The 17,880-nt window shown below is 64.8% G+C and carries 17 protein-coding genes; 16 read left to right on the plus strand and 1 reads right to left on the minus strand.

The window, feature by feature from the left end:
- Nucleotides 1–12 precede the first annotated feature (12 nt).
- The 5 genes from atpA to ilvA all read left to right on the plus strand — a co-directional run bounded on the left by atpA (nucleotide 13) and on the right by ilvA (nucleotide 6,169).
- Nucleotides 13–1,566 (plus strand): F0F1 ATP synthase subunit alpha, encoded by a 1,554-nt coding sequence (gene atpA / locus VFW84_RS05045; RefSeq protein ID WP_329679348.1) that lies wholly within the window; start codon nucleotides 13–15, stop codon nucleotides 1,564–1,566.
- 11 nt (nucleotides 1,567–1,577) lie between these two features.
- Nucleotides 1,578–2,444 carry a F0F1 ATP synthase subunit gamma gene (gene atpG, locus VFW84_RS05050; protein ID WP_329679349.1) on the plus strand — a complete coding sequence of 289 codons (867 nt, stop codon included), beginning with the start codon at nucleotides 1,578–1,580 and terminating at the stop codon, nucleotides 2,442–2,444.
- A 34-nt stretch (nucleotides 2,445–2,478) separates the two neighbouring features.
- Nucleotides 2,479–3,891 carry a F0F1 ATP synthase subunit beta gene (atpD, locus tag VFW84_RS05055; RefSeq protein ID WP_329679350.1) on the plus strand — a complete coding sequence of 471 codons (1,413 nt, stop codon included), beginning with the start codon at nucleotides 2,479–2,481 and terminating at the stop codon, nucleotides 3,889–3,891.
- Between the two features lie 172 nt (nucleotides 3,892–4,063).
- Nucleotides 4,064–4,480, plus strand: coding sequence for a F0F1 ATP synthase subunit epsilon (locus VFW84_RS05060; protein WP_329679351.1), 417 nt, complete (start codon nucleotides 4,064–4,066; stop codon nucleotides 4,478–4,480).
- Between the two features lie 123 nt (nucleotides 4,481–4,603).
- Entirely contained in the window at nucleotides 4,604–6,169 is a 1,566-nt protein-coding gene (gene ilvA, locus VFW84_RS05065; RefSeq protein ID WP_329679352.1) for a threonine ammonia-lyase, biosynthetic, read from the plus strand.
- A 24-nt stretch (nucleotides 6,170–6,193) separates the two neighbouring features.
- Here ilvA and VFW84_RS05070 read toward each other — a convergent pair whose 3' ends face one another.
- Complete coding sequence (locus VFW84_RS05070; RefSeq protein WP_329679353.1) at nucleotides 6,194–6,880, minus strand: hypothetical protein; 687 nt, start codon at nucleotides 6,878–6,880, stop codon at nucleotides 6,194–6,196.
- Between the two features lie 171 nt (nucleotides 6,881–7,051).
- On the opposite strand from VFW84_RS05070, the gene gspG reads away from it, so the two are divergent.
- The 11 genes from gspG (at nucleotide 7,052) to gspF (ending at nucleotide 17,879) form a co-directional block, all read left to right on the plus strand.
- Entirely contained in the window at nucleotides 7,052–7,489 is a 438-nt protein-coding gene (gene gspG, locus VFW84_RS05075; protein WP_329679354.1) for a type II secretion system major pseudopilin GspG, read from the plus strand.
- Entirely contained in the window at nucleotides 7,464–7,991 is a 528-nt protein-coding gene (locus VFW84_RS05080; RefSeq protein WP_329679355.1) for a prepilin-type N-terminal cleavage/methylation domain-containing protein, read from the plus strand. Before gspG ends, VFW84_RS05080 begins: the two co-directional genes overlap by 26 nt.
- Complete coding sequence (gspI, locus tag VFW84_RS05085; protein ID WP_329679356.1) at nucleotides 7,984–8,352, plus strand: type II secretion system minor pseudopilin GspI; 369 nt, start codon at nucleotides 7,984–7,986, stop codon at nucleotides 8,350–8,352. The genes VFW84_RS05080 and gspI overlap by 8 nt, the downstream gene beginning before the upstream one ends.
- Nucleotides 8,353–8,361: 9 nt before the next feature.
- Complete coding sequence (locus VFW84_RS05090) at nucleotides 8,362–9,027, plus strand: prepilin-type N-terminal cleavage/methylation domain-containing protein (RefSeq protein ID WP_329679357.1); 666 nt, start codon at nucleotides 8,362–8,364, stop codon at nucleotides 9,025–9,027.
- Nucleotides 9,028–9,038: 11 nt separating this feature from the next.
- Nucleotides 9,039–10,073, plus strand: a complete 1,035-nt coding sequence (gspK, locus tag VFW84_RS05095) for a type II secretion system minor pseudopilin GspK (RefSeq protein ID WP_329679358.1) — start codon at nucleotides 9,039–9,041, stop codon at nucleotides 10,071–10,073.
- A 124-nt stretch (nucleotides 10,074–10,197) separates the two neighbouring features.
- Nucleotides 10,198–11,463 (plus strand): type II secretion system protein GspL, encoded by a 1,266-nt coding sequence (gspL, locus tag VFW84_RS05100; protein WP_329679359.1) that lies wholly within the window; start codon nucleotides 10,198–10,200, stop codon nucleotides 11,461–11,463.
- Between the two features lie 22 nt (nucleotides 11,464–11,485).
- The gene (gene gspM, locus VFW84_RS05105) at nucleotides 11,486–12,004 is read left to right on the plus strand and encodes a type II secretion system protein GspM (protein ID WP_329679360.1); all 519 of its coding nucleotides are present in this window, start codon (nucleotides 11,486–11,488) and stop codon (nucleotides 12,002–12,004) included.
- Between the two features lie 14 nt (nucleotides 12,005–12,018).
- Entirely contained in the window at nucleotides 12,019–12,921 is a 903-nt protein-coding gene (gene gspN, locus VFW84_RS05110) for a type II secretion system protein N (RefSeq protein WP_329679361.1), read from the plus strand.
- Nucleotides 12,922–12,927: 6 nt separating this feature from the next.
- Entirely contained in the window at nucleotides 12,928–15,177 is a 2,250-nt protein-coding gene (gene gspD, locus VFW84_RS05115) for a type II secretion system secretin GspD (RefSeq protein ID WP_414638900.1), read from the plus strand.
- Nucleotides 15,178–15,200: 23 nt separating this feature from the next.
- Entirely contained in the window at nucleotides 15,201–16,625 is a 1,425-nt protein-coding gene (gene gspE / locus VFW84_RS05120; RefSeq protein WP_329679363.1) for a type II secretion system ATPase GspE, read from the plus strand.
- A gap of 30 nt (nucleotides 16,626–16,655) precedes the next feature.
- A complete protein-coding gene (gene gspF / locus VFW84_RS05125) occupies nucleotides 16,656–17,879 on the plus strand; it encodes a type II secretion system inner membrane protein GspF (protein ID WP_329679364.1) in 1,224 nt (407 codons plus the stop codon).
- Nucleotide 17,880: the final 1 nt, after the last annotated feature.

Genomic DNA, 17,880 nt, shown 5'->3' on the forward strand with positions numbered 1-17,880 from the left:
GGGAGCAAAGCAATGCAACTGAATCCCGCAGAAATTTCCGAACTGATCAAGAGCCGCATCGAAGGTCTCGGCGCGGCTGCCGACATTCGCAACCAAGGTACCGTCATCTCCGTGACCGACGGTATCGTCCGCGTGCACGGCCTGTCCGATGCCATGCAGGGCGAAATGTTGGAGTTCCCCGCTGACGCCTCCGGCGTCCCCACCTACGGTCTGGCCCTGAACCTGGAGCGCGACTCCGTCGGCGCCGTGATCCTGGGCGGCTACGAGCACATCTCCGAAGGTGACACCGTCAAGACGACGGGCCGCATCCTGGAAGTGCCCGTGGGCCCCGAACTGGTGGGCCGCGTGGTGAACGCCCTGGGTCAGCCCATCGACGGCAAGGGCCCGATCAATGCCAAGCTGTCTTCTCCCATCGAGAAGATCGCCCCCGGCGTGATCGCGCGTCAATCCGTGGATCAACCCCTGCAGACCGGCATCAAGTCCATCGACTCGATGGTGCCCGTCGGCCGTGGTCAGCGCGAGCTGATCATTGGTGACCGTCAGACCGGCAAGACCGCCGTCGCCATCGACGCGATCATCAACCAGAAGGGCCAGGGCGTCACCTGTATCTACGTCGCCATCGGTCAGAAGGCTTCGTCGATCAAGAACGTCGTGCGCGCTCTGGAAAATGCCGGTGCCATGGAATACACCATCGTCGTCGCCGCTTCGGCCTCTGACTCGGCTGCCATGCAGTTCGTGTCGGCCTACTCCGGTTGCGCCATGGGCGAGTACTTCCGCGACCGTGGCCAAGACGCCCTGATCGTGTATGACGATCTGTCCAAGCAGGCCGTGGCTTACCGTCAAGTGTCGCTGCTGCTGCGCCGTCCTCCCGGACGCGAAGCCTTCCCTGGCGACGTGTTCTACATCCACTCGCGCCTGCTGGAGCGTGCAGCCCGCGTGAACGCCGACTACGTCGAAGCGTTCACCAAGGGTGAAGTGAAGGGCAAGACCGGTTCCCTGACCGCTCTGCCCATCATTGAAACGCAAGCCGGTGACGTGTCCGCATTCGTTCCGACCAACGTGATCTCGATCACCGACGGTCAGATCTTCCTGGAAACCAACCTGTTCAACGCTGGTATCCGTCCCGCCATCAACGCCGGTATCTCGGTGTCGCGTGTGGGTGGTGCGGCTCAGACCAAGGTGATCAAGGGCCTGTCCGGCGGTATCCGTACCGACCTGGCGCAGTACCGTGAACTGGCTGCCTTCGCGCAGTTCGCCTCCGATCTGGACGCGGCCACCCGCAAGCAGCTCGACCGCGGTGCCCGCGTGACCGAACTGCTCAAGCAGGCTCAGTACCAGCCGCTGTCGATCTCCCTGATGGGCGCGACCCTGTTTGCCGTGAACAAGGGCTACATGGACGACGTGGACGTCAAGAAGATCCTGGCCTTCGAAGCTGGTCTGCACCAGTTCCTGAAGACCAGCCACGCCGCGCTGCTCGCCAAGATCGAGGAGAAGAAGGCTCTGGACAAGGAAGCCGAAGCAGAACTGCAATCGGCTGTCGTCGCGTTCAAGAAGACCTTCGCCTAAAGGAGCGCACCATGGCGGTAGGCAAGGAAATACGCAACAAGATCAAGAGCGTCGAGAACACCAAGAAGATCACCAAGGCCATGGAAATGGTCGCGGCTTCGAAGATGCGCAAGGCGCAGGATCGCATGCTTGCGGCTCGCCCCTACGCTGAAAAGGTGCGCAACATCACGGCGAACCTGGCCAAGGCCAACCCCGAGTACGTCCACCCCTTCATGCTGCCCGGTCAGGGCGGCAAGAAGGTGGGCTTCATCGTGGTGAGCACGGACAAGGGTCTGTGCGGTGGTCTGAACACGAACGTGCTGCGCGCCGTCACCAACAAGCTCCGCGAGCTTGAAGGTGAGGGCGTCAAGGCCGACGTGGTCTCCATCGGCAACAAGGCCACGGGCTTCTTCAACCGGATCGGTGCCAATGTCGTCGCGCAAGTGGTCGGCATGGGTGACACCCCCCATCTGGAAAAGCTCATTGGCCCGGTCAAGGTGCTGCTCGACGCATACATCGCTGGCGAACTCAGCGCGGTCTACCTGTGCTTCACGCGCTTCATCAACACGATGAAGCAGGAGCCCCTGGTCGAACAGCTGCTGCCTCTCAAGGCCAACGAGTTCGAAGGTGAAAAGACTCATGCATGGGAATACATCTATGAGCCTGACGCCAAGCTGGTGATCGACGAGTTGATGACCCGTTATGTTGAAGCGCTGGTGTACCAGGCTGTGGCAGAGAACATGGCTTCGGAGCAGTCGGCCCGCATGGTGGCCATGAAGGCCGCTACCGACAATGCCGGCAACGTGATCAAGGAACTGAAGCTGGTCTACAACAAGACCCGTCAGGCCGCCATCACGACCGAACTGTCCGAGATCGTTGCCGGTGCGGCTGCGGTCTGATCCGAAGATTTTGAATTGATTGAAGGAACGAAAAATGGCTGACACGCAAACAGTGGGCAAGATCGTTCAGTGCATCGGCGCCGTGGTGGACGTGGAGTTCCCACGTAACCAGATGCCCAAGGTGTACGACGCCCTGAAGATGGAAGGCTCCGCGCTGACCCTCGAAGTGCAACAGCAGCTGGGTGACGGCATCGTCCGTACCATCGCGCTGGGCTCGTCCGACGGCCTGCGCCGCGGCATGCAAGTGACCAACACCCACGCTCAGATCACCGTGCCCGTGGGCCCGGCGACCCTGGGTCGCATCATGGACGTGCTGGGCGCGCCCATTGACGAACGTGGTCCCGTGGATCAGGCTCAAACCGCCCCCATCCACCGCAAGGCCCCTGCGTACGACGAACTGTCGCCCTCGCAAGAGCTGCTGGAAACCGGCATCAAGGTGATTGACCTGGTCTGCCCGTTCGCCAAGGGCGGCAAGGTGGGTCTGTTCGGTGGCGCCGGTGTGGGCAAGACCGTGAACATGATGGAGCTCATCAACAACATCGCCAAGGCTCACTCGGGTCTGTCGGTGTTCGCTGGTGTGGGCGAGCGTACCCGTGAGGGCAACGACTTCTATCACGAAATGGCCGATTCCGGCGTCGTGAACCTGGAGAACCTGGGCGAGTCCAAGGTCGCCATGGTCTACGGTCAGATGAACGAGCCCCCGGGCAACCGTCTGCGCGTGGCCCTGACCGGTCTGACGATCGCCGAGTCCTTCCGTGACGAAGGCCGTGACGTGCTGTTCTTCGTGGACAACATCTACCGCTACACCCTGGCCGGTACCGAAGTGTCCGCTCTGCTGGGCCGTATGCCTTCGGCTGTGGGCTATCAGCCTACGCTGGCCGAAGAAATGGGCCGTCTGCAAGAGCGCATCACCTCGACCAAGGTCGGCTCGATCACGTCGATTCAGGCCGTCTACGTCCCTGCGGACGACTTGACCGACCCGTCGCCTGCCACGACGTTTGCTCACTTGGACTCCACCGTCGTGCTGTCTCGTGACATCGCTTCGCTGGGTATCTACCCCGCCGTGGATCCGCTGGACTCGACCTCGCGTCAGCTGGACCCCAATGTGGTGGGCGAAGAGCACTACTCTGTGGCACGCGCCGTGCAGAACACGCTGCAGCGCTACAAGGAACTGCGCGACATCATCGCCATTCTGGGCATGGACGAACTGGCTCCGGAAGACAAGCTGCTGGTGGCTCGCGCTCGCAAGATCCAGCGCTTCCTGTCGCAGCCTTTCCACGTCGCCGAAGTGTTCACTGGCGCGCCTGGCAAGTACGTGCCCCTGAAGGAAACCATCCGTGGCTTCAAGATGATTGTGAACGGCGAGTGCGACAGCCTGCCTGAGCAAGCGTTCTACATGGTTGGAACGATCGACGAAGCCTTCGAAAAAGCCAAGACGATGCAATAAGCGGCGCGCTTGACTCTGACTCGGCGGTGCCGTGCTTGCCATAGCTTCCGCTATGTCTGTGCGCGGCGCCTTGATTCAGGGCCAATCGCTTGCTTCTTGTGCCGTCTGGTCTGTTGTGATGTTTTGCTGCGCCGGACGGTGCAAATCGTTGAACCTTATTTGAAAGCTCCGTATGTCCACCATTCACGTTGATGTGGTCTCCGCCGAAGAGTCGATCTTCTCGGGTGAAGCCACGCTGGTGTCCCTGCCGGGTGAGGTGGGTGAGCTTGGCATCCTGCCGCGTCACACTCCGCTGATCACCCGCATCAAGCCGGGCGCCGTGCGCATCCAGCGCGCCGACAACAACGAAGAAGAGTTTGTCTTCGTGGCTGGCGGCATCCTGGAGGTGCAGCCCAACTGCGTGACCGTTCTGGCCGACACCGCCATCCGCGGCAAGGATCTGGACGAGGCCAAGGCTTCCGAAGCCAAGCGCCTGGCTGAAGAAGCGGTTCAGAACGCCAAGGGCGATCTGGATCTGGCGCGCGCACAGAGCGAGCTGACCGAACTGGTGGCTCAACTGGCCGCCATCCGCCGCCTGCGCAAGAAGTGATCTGAACGAAACCCAGGACGCCCACCGGGCGTTGCCCAGGTCCATCGCAGGCCCGCCGCTTTTGAGCCGCGGGCCTGTTTGTTTTTCAGGGTGTGCGAACATGGCACCCCAGGAGAGAGATGCATGCCCGCCCAAGCCGCCCCCAATACCGCCAGGATCAAGCCCCTGGGTCTGGCCGATTACCTGCAAAAGATCCTGACCAGCCGCGTCTACGACGTGGCCATCGAGACGGCCCTGGAGCGCGCGCCCAACCTGTCACGTCGCCTGGGCCATGAGGTCTTTCTCAAGCGAGAAGACACGCAGCCGGTGTTCAGCTTCAAGCTGCGCGGCGCGTACAACAAGATGGCCCAGCTCAGCCCCAAAGCCCTGGCCAAGGGGGTACTGTGTGCTTCGGCAGGCAACCATGCCCAAGGGGTGGCCATGGGGGCACGGCGTCTGGGGTGCAAGGCCACCATCGTCATGCCGGTGACCACCCCCCAGGTCAAGATCGATGCCGTGGCAGCCTTTGGTGGCGACAACGTCGAGATCGTGCTGCATGGCGAGAGCTACTCCGATGCCGCGCTGCACGCCAAGATGCTCGAAAAGAAGAAGGGCATGACCTTTGTGCACCCCTTCGATGATCCTGATGTGATCGCAGGTCAGGGGACCGTGGCCATGGAGATCCTGCGTCAGCACGCCGGCCCCATCGATGCCATCTTCGTGGCCATTGGCGGTGGCGGCCTCATCAGCGGGGTGGCGGCCTACATCAAGGCGCTGCGGCCGGAGATCAAGGTGATCGGTGTGCAGATGAACGACTCCGACGCCATGGCCCGATCGGTCAAGGCCGGCAAGCGCATCACGCTGGCCGACGTGGGCCTCTTTTCGGACGGGACCGCGGTCAAGCTGGTGGGCGAGGAAACCTTGCGGCTGGTGCGCAAGCATGTGGACGACTTCGTGATCGTCAACACCGATGCAGTGTGCGCGGCCATCAAGGACATCTATCAGGACACACGCTCCATTGTCGAGCCTGCGGGGGCCCTGGGGGTGGCGGCGGTCAAGCAGTACGCGGCACGCCATGGCGGCAAGGGCAAGACCTACATCGCCATCAACTGCGGCGCCAACATGAACTTCGACCGCCTGCGTTTTGTCGCCGAGCGGGCCGAGGTGGGTGAGGACCGCGAGGCGCTTTATGCCGTGACCATCCCCGAAGAGCGCGGCTCCTTCAAGCGTTTTTGCGAGTTGATCGGCCCGCGCAGCGTGACCGAGTTCAACTACCGCATCTCTGATGAGCGGCAGGCCCATGTGTTCGTGGGACTGAGCACCGCGCGCAAGGGCGATTCGCGCCAGATTGCCAAGGATTTCGAGTCCCATGGTTTTGCCACGGTCGACCTGAGCCACGATGAACTGGCCAAGACCCATGTCCGGCACATGGTGGGCGGGCGTTCGGCCCTGGCGGAAGGCGAGCGTCTGTACAGCTTTGTGTTCCCGGAGCGCCCGGGTGCCCTGATGCGCTTTTTGACCAGCATGCCACCAGGCTGGAACATCAGCCTCTTCCACTACCGCAACCAGGGGGCCGATTACGGGCGCATTCTGGTGGGTCTGCAGGTGCCCAAGGATGAGATCACGTCCATCCCGAAGGTGCTGGAATCCCTGGGCTACCAGTTCGTGGACGAAACACGCAATCCGGTGTATCGACTGTTCTTGCGCTGACCTGCGGGACGCGCAGGCGATCGCTCACATCGAGGGTGCTGCGGGCTCGGTCTGTTCCTGAGCGCCGCCTTGCTGCTGTTGCTGCATTTGCTGGCGCCGCAGGCGCGGCGGCAAGCGACGGGGGCGCTCACCCGCAGGGGTGCCTTCGACATCCGTGGCCACGGGCGAGGGTGCCTGTGCTGCAGCGCCATAGGTCCCGGCAGGTCGGTTGGCCTGGTGGCTTGGGGCGCCACTGAAGCTGCTCACGCTGGGCAGGGTGCCCGTGGCAGCGGGGGGCAGCAAGGGCAGGCTCAGATCCACGGATGCGGGGCCGCCTTGCGGGCCGATCTGCACGCCTTGCTGGCTGATGGACTGCACGATCTGGTCGCCATCGACCACGTGACCGATCTTGAAGGCCTGGGCGGGTTTGCCGTCGACGACCAGCAGGGCCACGCCGGGGCCAGATTCGCCAGCGCGGGGGGCCAGCACGCCCAGCAACTGCAGCCGTGCCGCGAGGGCGGATTGTGCGGTGGGGTTGGCCTGTTCGGCCTCCTCGGCGCTCATCGGGGCGGTCAGCAACTTGCCGATGTCACCCCGAGGGGTGCTGCTCATGGACACCGAGCCGGTCCCCGGTGGGACGGCCATGGGCCGGGAAAACCAGCGCAGACCCCAATAGGCCACACTGGCCGCGACTGCGGCCCACACGAGCAGGGCAAGGATGCGAGATACCATGGTGTCGCACATTATCATGCTTGGCAGGGAACCAAGTGGCCCGAGATGTCCCCAACACTGCGGGTAGATCCTGCGGTGGTGGGGCCAAAATGTCAGGCATGCTGGCCCCCCTTGCTGCAAAGAGGGGCTGCCTGGCACCTGAATGCATTGATTGACCTAGCCGAGTGTTTCATGAGTACGACAAACCGCATCACCGCAACCGTCCAACGTGGCTTCACCCTGATCGAGCTGATGGTCGTGCTCGTCATCATCGGTTTGCTGGCCGCCCTGATCGTGCCCAATGTCCTCAACCGCGCGGATGATGCGCGGGTCACGGCTGCCAAGACCGACGTGAGCAATGTCATGCAGGCGCTCAAGCTCTACCGTCTGGACAACCAGCGTTATCCCACGGCCGAGCAAGGTCTGGCGGCCCTGGTCACCAAGCCCACCGCCGGCCCGATCCCGGCCAACTGGAAGGTCTACCTGGAAAAGCTGCCCACCGACCCCTGGGGGGCGCCCTACCAGTACGTCAATCCTGGCGTGAAGGGTGAAGTCGATGTGTTCAGCTTCGGTGCCGATGGCCAGAGCGGCGGTGAAGGCATGGATGCCGATATCGGCTCCTGGCAATAAATTGCGCCAGCGCGGGTTCACGCTGCTGGAGTTGATGGTGGTGGTGGCGATCATCGCCATCACGACGGCGGTGGCGTCGCTGGCCCTGCCCAATCCTGCCGGTTCGCGTCTGGAGCGTGAGGCGGCGCGTCTGATCGCCTTTCTGGAGTCGGCGCGTGCCGAGGCTCGCGCCGGCGGTCTGACCGTGATCTGGATCCCCCGTGCCGACACCGCCGACAAGGACTTTCAGTTCCTGGGCTTGCCGCCATCCATGACGCCGTCGCTCACCTGGATGGAGCGTGAGGTCAAGGCCGAGGTGGTGGGTGGGCGCAGCATCGTGCTGGGGCCTGAGCCTGTGATCGGCGCGCAGAGCATCGTGCTGCGACTGGACGATCAGCAACTGGTGATCGCCACCGATGGGTTGTCGCCGTTCGACACGGTGCTGGGGCAGCAGCCCGAGGTGGATCTGCCGGGCGATGGCGCCCCTGCCACGCCTGTGCTGCAGGGGGTGTCCGGTGAGTGAGCGACATTCCGACCGTGGCATGACCCTGATCGAGGTGCTGGTGGCCTTGGCCATTGTGGCAATCACCCTGGCGGCCGGCTTCAAGGCGGCGGGTGGGCTGACCGTGAATGCGCAGCGTCTGTCCGATCTGACCGTGGCCCATTGGTGCGCGGAGAACCAGCTGACCTACCTGCGCTTGTCCAAACCCTGGCCGGCCCCGGGGGAGAGCGAGTTCCAGTGCCAGCAACTGGGGCGTCAGCTCAAGGGCGTGCAGCGTGTGCGGCCCACGCTCAATCCCAATTTCCGGCAGATCGATGCCCAGATCTATGACGAGAACCAGCAGCCCATCGTGCGGCTGTCCACCGTGCTGTCGCGGTATTGAGTCGCTCTGATGCTCCCGTCCACCATGTCCCACCGCCAGGCGTCCCGAGGCTTCACACTGATCGAGGTGATGGTCTCCCTGCTCATCCTGGCCGTGATGGCCACCATGGCCTGGAAGGGGCTCGATGGCATCGTGCGTTCGCGTGAGATCGCCGACGGTGCCGTCAAGCGGACCTTGCGTCTGCAATCGGTGATGGTGCAGTGGCAGGCTGACCTCAATGCCGTGCTCGATACGCGCAGCGTGCGGGCCTTGCAGTTCGATGGGGCCACCTTGCGCATGACGCGTCGCGCCCAGGGCGGCGTCCAGGTGGTGGTGTGGGCCTTGCGCAGTGGCCGCTGGGTGCGGTGGGCGGGCGAGCCCGTCACCACCGTGGGCGAGTTGCAGTCGCAGTGGGATCGTTCCATGCAGTTCCAGGGGCGTGAGCCGGGGACGCTGGCGGCGCTCAAGGGCGTGCAGCAATGGCAGGTGTATTTCTTCCGGGGTGGTTCGTGGACCAATGCGCAGTCCAGCGGCGATGTGGTCCGCCAGAGCGAGACGGCGGCCCTGGCCAGTGCGGCGACACCGGAATCCCTGCCCATGGGCGTGCGCTGTGTGCTGACCCTGGGTGAGGGCAGTGGTCACGAGGGCGCGATCACGCGCGATGTCAGTCTGGCCTCGCAGCCAGGGCAGAACTGAGGAGATTCAGGATGCGTGACCTCCGCTTTGATCGACGTTCACAACGCCACACTCAGCGTGGCGCGGCCCTGTTGACGGCCATGGTCATCGTCACCCTGGTGACCACCATCGCCGCGTCCATGGTGTGGCAGCAGTGGCGCTCCGTGCAGGTGGAGTCGGCCGAGCGCGCCTTGGTGCAGTCGCAATGGATCCTGCGTGGTGCGCTGGACTATGGCCGTCTGTTCCTGCGTGAAGATTCGCGCAATGGCGGTTCGGACCACCTGGGCGAGCAGTGGGCCGTGGGCCTGGCCGAGTCCCGCATCTCCAGTTTCCTGGCGGCAGACCGAGAAAACACCGACGATGCCCCGGAGGGCTTCCTGTCCGGGCAGATCGTGGATGCCAGCTCACGCTACAACCTCTACAACCTGATCGACCGCCAGACCGGGGACATCGATCCCAAGCAGTTGCTGGTCTTCAAGCGCCTGTGCGAATTTGCGGCCTTGTCGCCCGCGCTGGCGGACACGGTGGCGCAGGGCCTGCGCAAGGCCATGCTGGCCATTGCCTATCAAGATGCGGACAAGCTGGAAAAGCTCGGTGGCGAGGAAGGACGACGTGCCGCACCCCTGGTGCCCCAGACGATTGACCAACTGGTCTGGCTGGGCCTGGATGCCGGCACCGTGGAGCGCTTGCGCCCCTACGTGACCCTGCTGCCGGCGGACACCCTCACGCCCATCAATGTCAACACGGCCTCCCGCGAGGTGATCGCAGCGGTCCTGGGGACGGATGTGGGCCGTGCCGATCGCCTGGTGCAGGTCCGCCAGCGCAATCCCTTCAAGGACATCGGGGCGGTCAAGGATGCGGTGGGCAACATCGATCTGGGTGAGGTCGCTCTGGCGACCACGTCCAACTATTTCGAGATCCAGGGGCGTTTGCGCCTGGAGGATCGGGTGCTCGCGCAGCGTTACCTCGTTGAGCGTTCTTCGGGCAATGAGGCGTCGGTGACGGTGCTGTTTGAGAACCAGGTGGCCGGTGTGGAGCTGGCCGACCCCGATGCGGGGGGGCGCTGATGTTGCAAAACGGGTATCAATCCTTAAACGACCGCTATTTCGGGCCTTCTACAATGGCTGAATCGCCAGACTGCCAGGGTAGTCTGGCTTCTTGGCATTTTTCGACACCCTGTCTGTCCGGGGCATGACCACTCTCATCATCCAGCTCCCGGCGCATCAGCGCCAGTCTTCTGACCCCGCTTCGGCGGATACGGCAGCGGGTGCCTCCGCGTCGGCTCAGAAAGAAGTCTTCTATGTGCTGACGGCCAATGGGCAGACGGCGGCGCGTCAGGGCATGAGCGCGATCTCGGCCCTGCCCCGCGCCGAAACGGTGGTGGTGGTCACTGCGCCGACCGATGTGAGCTGGCACCGGCTGTCCCTGCCCAAGGCGCCCTCGGCGCGTCTGCGTCAGGCGCTGGGCGGCATGCTGGAAGAGCAACTGCTGGCCGATCCGGAAGACATGCACCTGGCCGTGGCCCCGGGGGCCAAGGCGGGTGAGCCAACCTGGGTGGCGGCTTGCGATCACACCTGGCTCACGGGGCATTTGATGGCCCTGGAGAAGGCCAAGGTCCGGGTGGACCGCGTGGTGCCGGCCGTCTGGCCTGACGCGCCGCCAACGGGCTACTTCCATGAGCTGCATGACACCGGCAGCCAGCAAGGTGAGCGCAGCCTGGAGCTGATGCTGACCTGGTCGACCCCCGACGGGGTGGCCACCTGGCCGCTGCACGGTTCGCTGGCACGCCCCATGCTGCCCGAGCCCCTGCCGCCTGGGTCGCGCTTTTTTGCCACACCGGCCGCCGCGGCGCCCGCCGAGCGCTGGCTGGGCCACGCTGTGCAGGCCCAACTGCCGGCCGAGCACCTGATGCAGTCGGCGCGTTCGATGTGGAACCTGCTGCAGTTTGAACTCACGCCCAGCAGCAAGGGCTGGCAGGCGGTGACGGACCAGTGGCGACAGTTTCGCAGCCCTCAGTGGCGTCCCGTGCGTGCCGGGCTGGTGATGCTGGTGGTGGCTCAGGTGGTGGGGCTCAATGTCTGGGCCTGGCACCAGCAGCGCGAGGTCAAGCTCAAGCGCGCCGAGATGACCAGCGTGCTCAAGTCGGCCCATCCGCAGGTGCAAGTGATCCTTGACCCGGCCGTGCAGATGCGCCGCGAGACCGAGTCCCTGCGTGCCGCCGCAGGACAGTTGGGGGACAACGATCTGGAGTCCCTCATGCAGGCCGTGGCCAGCGCCTGGCTGGGTGAGCAGCCCTCCAAGGGCCTGCTGTACGACGGCAGCAGCCTCATCGTGGGCGTGCCCGCGGAGTGGAGTCCGTCGGACATCGAGCAGTTCCGCAGCCGCATGCAAGGCGCGGGTTTCACCGTGGAGCCCGGCGATGGTCAGTTGACCGTCCGCCGTGCTGCACGCAGTTGAGTGACGTGAAGGACAGCCGAGCATGAGTGCCCAGATGGCCTCTTTCGATGCCGCACGCGGTCAGGCCCTGGCCAAGTGGCAGGCCCTGGCGCCGCGCGAGCGTCAGATGATCACCGTGATGGCCTGGGCCGTGGGCCTGACCTTGCTGTTCATGGTGGGGATCCGCCCTGCGTGGCGCAGCCTGCAGCAGACCCCTGTGCAATTGCGTGAGGTCAATGCGGTGCTGGATGACATGCGCCGGCAGGCCGACGAGGTCAAGGCCCTGCGGCAATTGCCGCCCGTGCCGCCTTCCCAGGCGGAGGCCGCTTTGAACAGTGCCACGCAGCAACTGGGTGAAGGTGCTCGCCTGAGTCTGCAGACCGATCGCGCCACCGTGACCCTGACCAAGGTGCCCGGCGGGCGGCTGAGCGAGTGGCTGCAGGAGGTGCGCTCCAGCGCGCGGGTGCGCCCCATCGAGGCCAACCTGATTCAGGTGTCTCCAGGGATGTATTCCGGCACCGTCACGCTGGCAATGACGTCGGCTGCCGGCAAGAACCGTTGAGATCGACACGCACGATGTCCATGCTGTCTGCCTTCAAACGATCCGGTCAGGGCCTCTCCCGGGGTTTCGAGTCCACCTCGCGCTGGCTCGATTCGACCCTGGAGGTCGCGCGCTGGGAGAACATGCTGCAGGCTGGGCGACGCTGGGGCTGGTGGGGCGGGGCCCTGGGTGCCATCGCCGGTGTGGTCCTGTTTGCGCCTGCGTCCTGGCTGGCTCAGGTCGTGGATCGGGCCAGCGGAGGCCGTGTCTTGCTGGCCGAGGCCGAGGGCACCGTCTGGACAGGCTCGGCTGTGGCGGTGCTGACCGGCGGCCCGGGCAGCCGGGATGCTCGGGCCTTGCCGGGTCGCCTGGGCTGGCAATGGCGTACCCAGGGGTTGGGCCTGCGCCTGACCTTGACCCAGGATTGCTGCCTGCCGGCGCCCATGACCCTGGATCTCAAGCCGGGCTGGAAGCGTGTGGGCCTTCAGTTGGGCAGTGCGGCACCCAGTGGGATGCCGGTGGGGCAGTGGCCTGCGGCCTGGCTGTCCGGCCTGGGCGCCCCGTGGAACACCTTGCAGCTCAACGGTCAATTGCAGCTCCATGCACAGGGCTTGCGCATGGAGTGGGTGCAGGGGCGTCTGCTGGTCGATGGCTCGGCCCAGATCGTGTTGCGCGACGTGGCTTCGCGCGTGACCACGCTGGACCACCTGGGGACCTATCGCCTGTCGCTGGTCGGCCAGGCGCAAAGCCAGGTGGCCCTGGATCTGCGCACGCAAGAAGGTGCCCTGCAGCTCAGTGGCTCCGGCCAGATCGGCCCGACGGGCCTGCGTTTCAGGGGTGAAGCCACGGCCAGCGATGCTGATCGTGGCGCCCTGAACAATTTGTTGAACATCATCGGCCGCCGTGTGGGCGACCGCTCTGTCATTTCGATCGGATAAGTCATGATGACCCATCCCATGTTCACCCGCCCCCGTGCTGTGGCCCTGGCCACGATCCTGGCCATCGGCCTGGGACCCACGGGCCTGCTCCCCGCCGTCGGGCTGGCGCATGCCGCGCCAGCCAGGAAAGCGGCGGCCACCGTGACCATGAACTTCGTCAATGCCGACATCGAAGGGGTGGCCCGGGCTCTGTCGGCCGTCATCGATCGTCAGATCATGGTGGACCCCCGTGTCAAGGGCACGGTCACCCTGTACAGCGAGCAGCCCCTGACGCCGCGCGAAGCCTACCTGAACTTCCTGTCGGCCCTGCGGGGCCAGGGCTTTGCCCTGGTCGAGGTGTCGGGCCTGCTCAAGGTGGTGCCCGAGGCCGATGCCAAGCTGCAGACCGGCACCGTGGAGGTCGGCAACGACAGCAAGCGCTCGGGCGATCAGATCCTCACGCAGATCTTCAAGCTGCAGTTCGAGAGCGCCAATAGCCTGGTGACGGTGCTGCGCCCCCTGATCAGTCCCAACAACACCATCAATGCCAATCCCAGCACCAACACGCTGGTGATCACCGATTACGCCGACAACCTCAAGCGCATCGGGCAGATCATCGCGGCGATGGATGTGCCCTCGTCATCTGATATGGAGGCCATTCCGTTGCAGTACGCGATCGCGGCGGACCTGGCGCCGATGGTGCAGCGTCTGTCCGATGGCGGATCCACACCGGGTGGCGTGGCGGCACAGGCCTCTCTGATCATGCCCGAGTCGCGCACCAATGCCTTGCTGGTGCGCGCGGCCAATCCGGCCCGCCTGGCCATGATCAAGACCCTGGTGCAGAAGCTGGATCGCCCCGGGGCCAACGGCCTGGGCGGCAGCGGCATCAATGTGGTCTACCTCAAGAACGCCGATGCGGTGAAGCTGGCGCAGGTGCTGCGGGCGGCGTTCCCCAGCAGCGCAGGCAGTGGTGCGTCGTCCGGTGGCGGCAGTTCGTCGCCTGCGTCGGTCACGCCGTCGGCCTCCACCACCAACGCGGCGAGCAATTCGGGCGCATCGGCGCAGGCCACGGCACCCGTGTCGGCTTCGGCAGGGCCTTCGACCGGCGGTTTCATCCAGGCCGATCCGGCCACGAACTCGCTCATCATCACAGCGCCAGACGCGTTGTATCGCCAGTTGCGTGCGGTGATCGACCAGTTGGATGGACGTCGGGCTCAGGTCTACATCGAGTCCATGATTGTCGAGGTCGATGCTGTCAAGTTTGCCGAAGTGGGCGTGCAGTGGCAGGGCATCCTGGGCAAGGAGGGTGATCGCAATCTGGTGGGCATCGGGACCAATCTGGGCACCAACAAGACGCCGAGTCTCTTGACTGCCGCCATCAATCCCAGCGGAACCACCCTGGGCAGTGGCCTCAACATCGGCGTGGTGCATGACTTCGGCAATGGCCAGTATGGCCTGGCGGCGCTGGCCAATTTCCTGCAGACCAAGGCGGATGGCAACGTGCTGTCCACGCCCAATCTGGTGGTGCTGGACAACGAAGAGGCCAAGATCGTCAGCGGCGAGAACGTGCCTTTCCCGACAGGGCAGTACACCAACAGCTCTTCCAACAATGTCAATCCTTTCACGACGGTGGAGCGCAAGGACGTGGGTCTGACCCTGCGTGTCAAGCCGCAGATTGGCGAGAACGGTACCATCCGCATGACCGTGTTCCAGGAGAACTCGTCGGTCAAGAGCAATTCGACCTCGGATCCGAATGGTCCGACCACGTCCAAGAGCGCCATCGAAACCTCAGTGGTGGTGGACGATGGCACGTTGCTGGTGCTGGGGGGGCTGATCAAGGACCAGACCAGCATCAACCAGACCAAGGTGCCCTTGCTGGGTGACGCGCCTCTGGTGGGACATCTGTTTCGCTCTGAAAACCGGGAACGTAGCAAAAAGAACCTGATGGTCTTCCTGCGCCCCGTGGTCATGCGCACCCAGGAGGCCAGCACGGCGCTGACCCTGGATCGCTACGACTACATGCGCAAGGAGCAGTCGGCCATCACGCCGCCCAACAACATCCTCTTTCCGGTCAATGGGTCGGTGGAGTTGCCCTCCTTGAAGTTGGCGCCTCCCTTGCCTACTCCTGATGTGGCACACCCCCTGGACGACCCCAAGGCGCCTGCGCCCACCATCGTCATGCCGCCTCAGTCGGGCTATGCGCCTCGTCTGACACCGGTGCCCGAGCCGACGGCACCGCAGGCTACTCCCCTGCCGGCCGCCAAGGCCGCGCCCTGATTGCGCGCGAGGATCGACACACCATGGCCGCCCGCCACCCCCTTCCTTATGCCTTTGCGCGTGCCAACGGGATCCTGCTGGAGTCCGATGGCGAGCAGACCACCTTGTGGGCCAGCGAGGGCGTGCCCTTGACGGCGCTGTCCGAGGTGATGCGCCTGTACGTGGTCAATGCCATCGAGCGTGAACCGGCCGATTCCCTGTCGCAGCGCATTGCCACGGCCTATGCCGGTGGCGGTGGCAGCGCTGCCGCCGTGGTGGGTGAGGTCGAGAACGCCGTGGACCTGTCGCGCATGATGCAGGACCTGCCCGCGGTCGAAGACCTGCTGGAGTCCAGCAACGATGCGCCCATCATCCGCATGCTCAATGCCCTGTTGACGCAGGCGGCCAAGGATGGCGCGTCCGACATCCACATCGAACCTTACGAGCGCTCGTCGGCGGTGCGCTTCCGCGTGGACGGCACGCTGCGCGAGGTGGTGCAGCCCAATAAGGCCCTGCATGCGGCGCTGATCTCGCGCCTGAAGATCATGGCCGAACTCGATATTTCCGAGAAGCGCTTGCCGCAGGACGGTCGCATCAGTCTGCGCATCGGTGGCCGCGCGGTGGATGTGCGGGTGTCGACCCTGCCCTCGGCCCATGGCGAGCGCGCCGTGCTGCGTATCCTGGACAAGGGCGATGCCAACAAGTTCACGCTCGAATCCCTGGGCATGAGCGGGGAGTCGCTCGACAAGTTCAAGCGGCTGCTGCGTCAGCCCCATGGCATCGTGCTGGTGACCGGCCCGACGGGTTCGGGCAAGACCACCACGCTGTACGCAGGCCTGAGCACGGTGGATGCGGCCACGACCAATGTGCTGACGGTGGAAGACCCGGTCGAATACGAGCTGCCCGGCATCGGTCAGACCCAGGTCAATGCCAAGATCGAGCTGACCTTTGCCAAGGCCCTGCGCGCCATCCTGCGTCAGGACCCGGATGTCATCATGATCGGTGAAATCCGCGACTTCGAGACGGCGCAGATCGCCGTGCAGGCCTCGCTGACGGGCCACCTGGTGCTGGCCACGCTGCACACCAACGATGCGCCCAGCGCGGTCACCCGCCTGACCGACATGGGGATTGAGCCTTTCCTGCTGTCATCGAGCCTGCTGGGCGTGCTGGCCCAGCGCCTGGTGCGCAAGCTGTGTCCGCATTGCAAGCGTGACGATGGCCAGGGCCGCTGGCACCCGGTGGGGTGTACCGAGTGCGGCATGACCGGTTACAAGGGCCGCACGGGCGTCTACGAGCTGCTGGTGGCCGACGACGAGGTGCGCAGCCTGATCCACGGCCAGGCCTCCGAGTCGCGACTGGTCGAGCATGCCCAGCGCCATGGCATGAAGTCCATGCGTGACGATGGTGATCGCCTGGTGGCCGAAGGCGTGACCTCGCTGGAAGAAGTCTTGCGCGTCACGCGCGAGTGATCCACAGCCTCCAACCCATCCACACTCACCATGGCGGCCTTTCGATTCGAAGCCCTTGACGCCTCCGGCAAGACCGTGAATGGTCTGGTCGATGCGGACAACCCCAAGGCGGCACGGGCCCAACTGCGAGGGCAGAATCTCGTGCCCCTCAAGGTGGACGCGGTGTCGGCTGCGCAGGAGCCCGGGAGCGCGGCCAAGTCCGGCCTGTTCGTGGGCCGGGTGTTCAATGCGTCGGCTCTGGCGATCTGGACGCGGCAGCTCTCGGGGCTGGTGGTGGCCGGTCTGCCGCTGGAGCGGGCCCTGACAGCCCTGGCCGACGAGGCCGAAGATCCCAAGCAGCGTGAACTGGTGGCGCATCTGCGCTCCGAGGTCAATGCCGGTGCACCGTTTGCCCAGGCCTTGTCGGGCTCACCCCGCGAGTTCGATGAGGTGTACCGCGGGGTGGTGGCAGCGGGCGAGCAAAGTGGTCAGTTGGGCCTGGTGCTGGAGAAGCTGGCCAATGACCTGGAAGAGCAGCAGCAGCTCAAGGCCAAGCTGATCGGCGCCACCCTGTACCCGGCCATCGTGTCGGTGTTCGCGGTGCTGATCGTGATCGCCCTGCTGGTGTTCGTGGTGCCTCAGGTGGCGCAGGTGTTCTCCAGCAGCAAGCGGGCGCTGCCCATGCTGACGCAGTTCATGCTGGGCCTGAGTGCGCTGATGCGCAACTGGGGCTGGCTGATCGCCCTGGTGTTCGGGGGCGGTGTGACGGCGCTGATCATGGCGCGGCGCCAGGAAGCCTTCCGTCTCAAGTTCGATGCCTTCTGGTTGGGCCTGCCCCTGATCGGGCGCCTGTCACGGGGTTACAACGCCGCGCGCTTTGCGGGCACGCTGGCCATGCTGGCGGGCTCGGGCGTGCCCATCCTCAAGGCCTTGCAGGCCGCGGCCGAGACCTTGTCCAACCGGGCCATGCGGGCCGATGCGCTCGATGCCCTGGTGCAGGTGCGCGAAGGAGCCCCCCTGGCGTCGGCACTGGCGGCCAAGAAGCGCTTTCCGGGCTTGCTGTCGATGTTCGCCCGACTGGGTGAGCAGACCGGACAGTTGCCCGTGATGCTGCAGCGCGCGGCCAATCAGCTGTCGGGCGAGGTGCAGCGCAAGGCCCTGGCCATTGCCACCATCCTGGAGCCCTTGCTGATCGTGGCCATGGGCCTGATGGTGATGCTGATCGTGATGTCCGTGATGCTGCCCATCATGCAGATGAACACCTGGGTGAAGTGAG

The organism is Aquabacterium sp., from assembly GCF_036279655.1.
In the GTDB taxonomy this organism is placed as follows: Bacteria; Pseudomonadota; Gammaproteobacteria; order Burkholderiales; family Burkholderiaceae_C; genus Aquabacterium.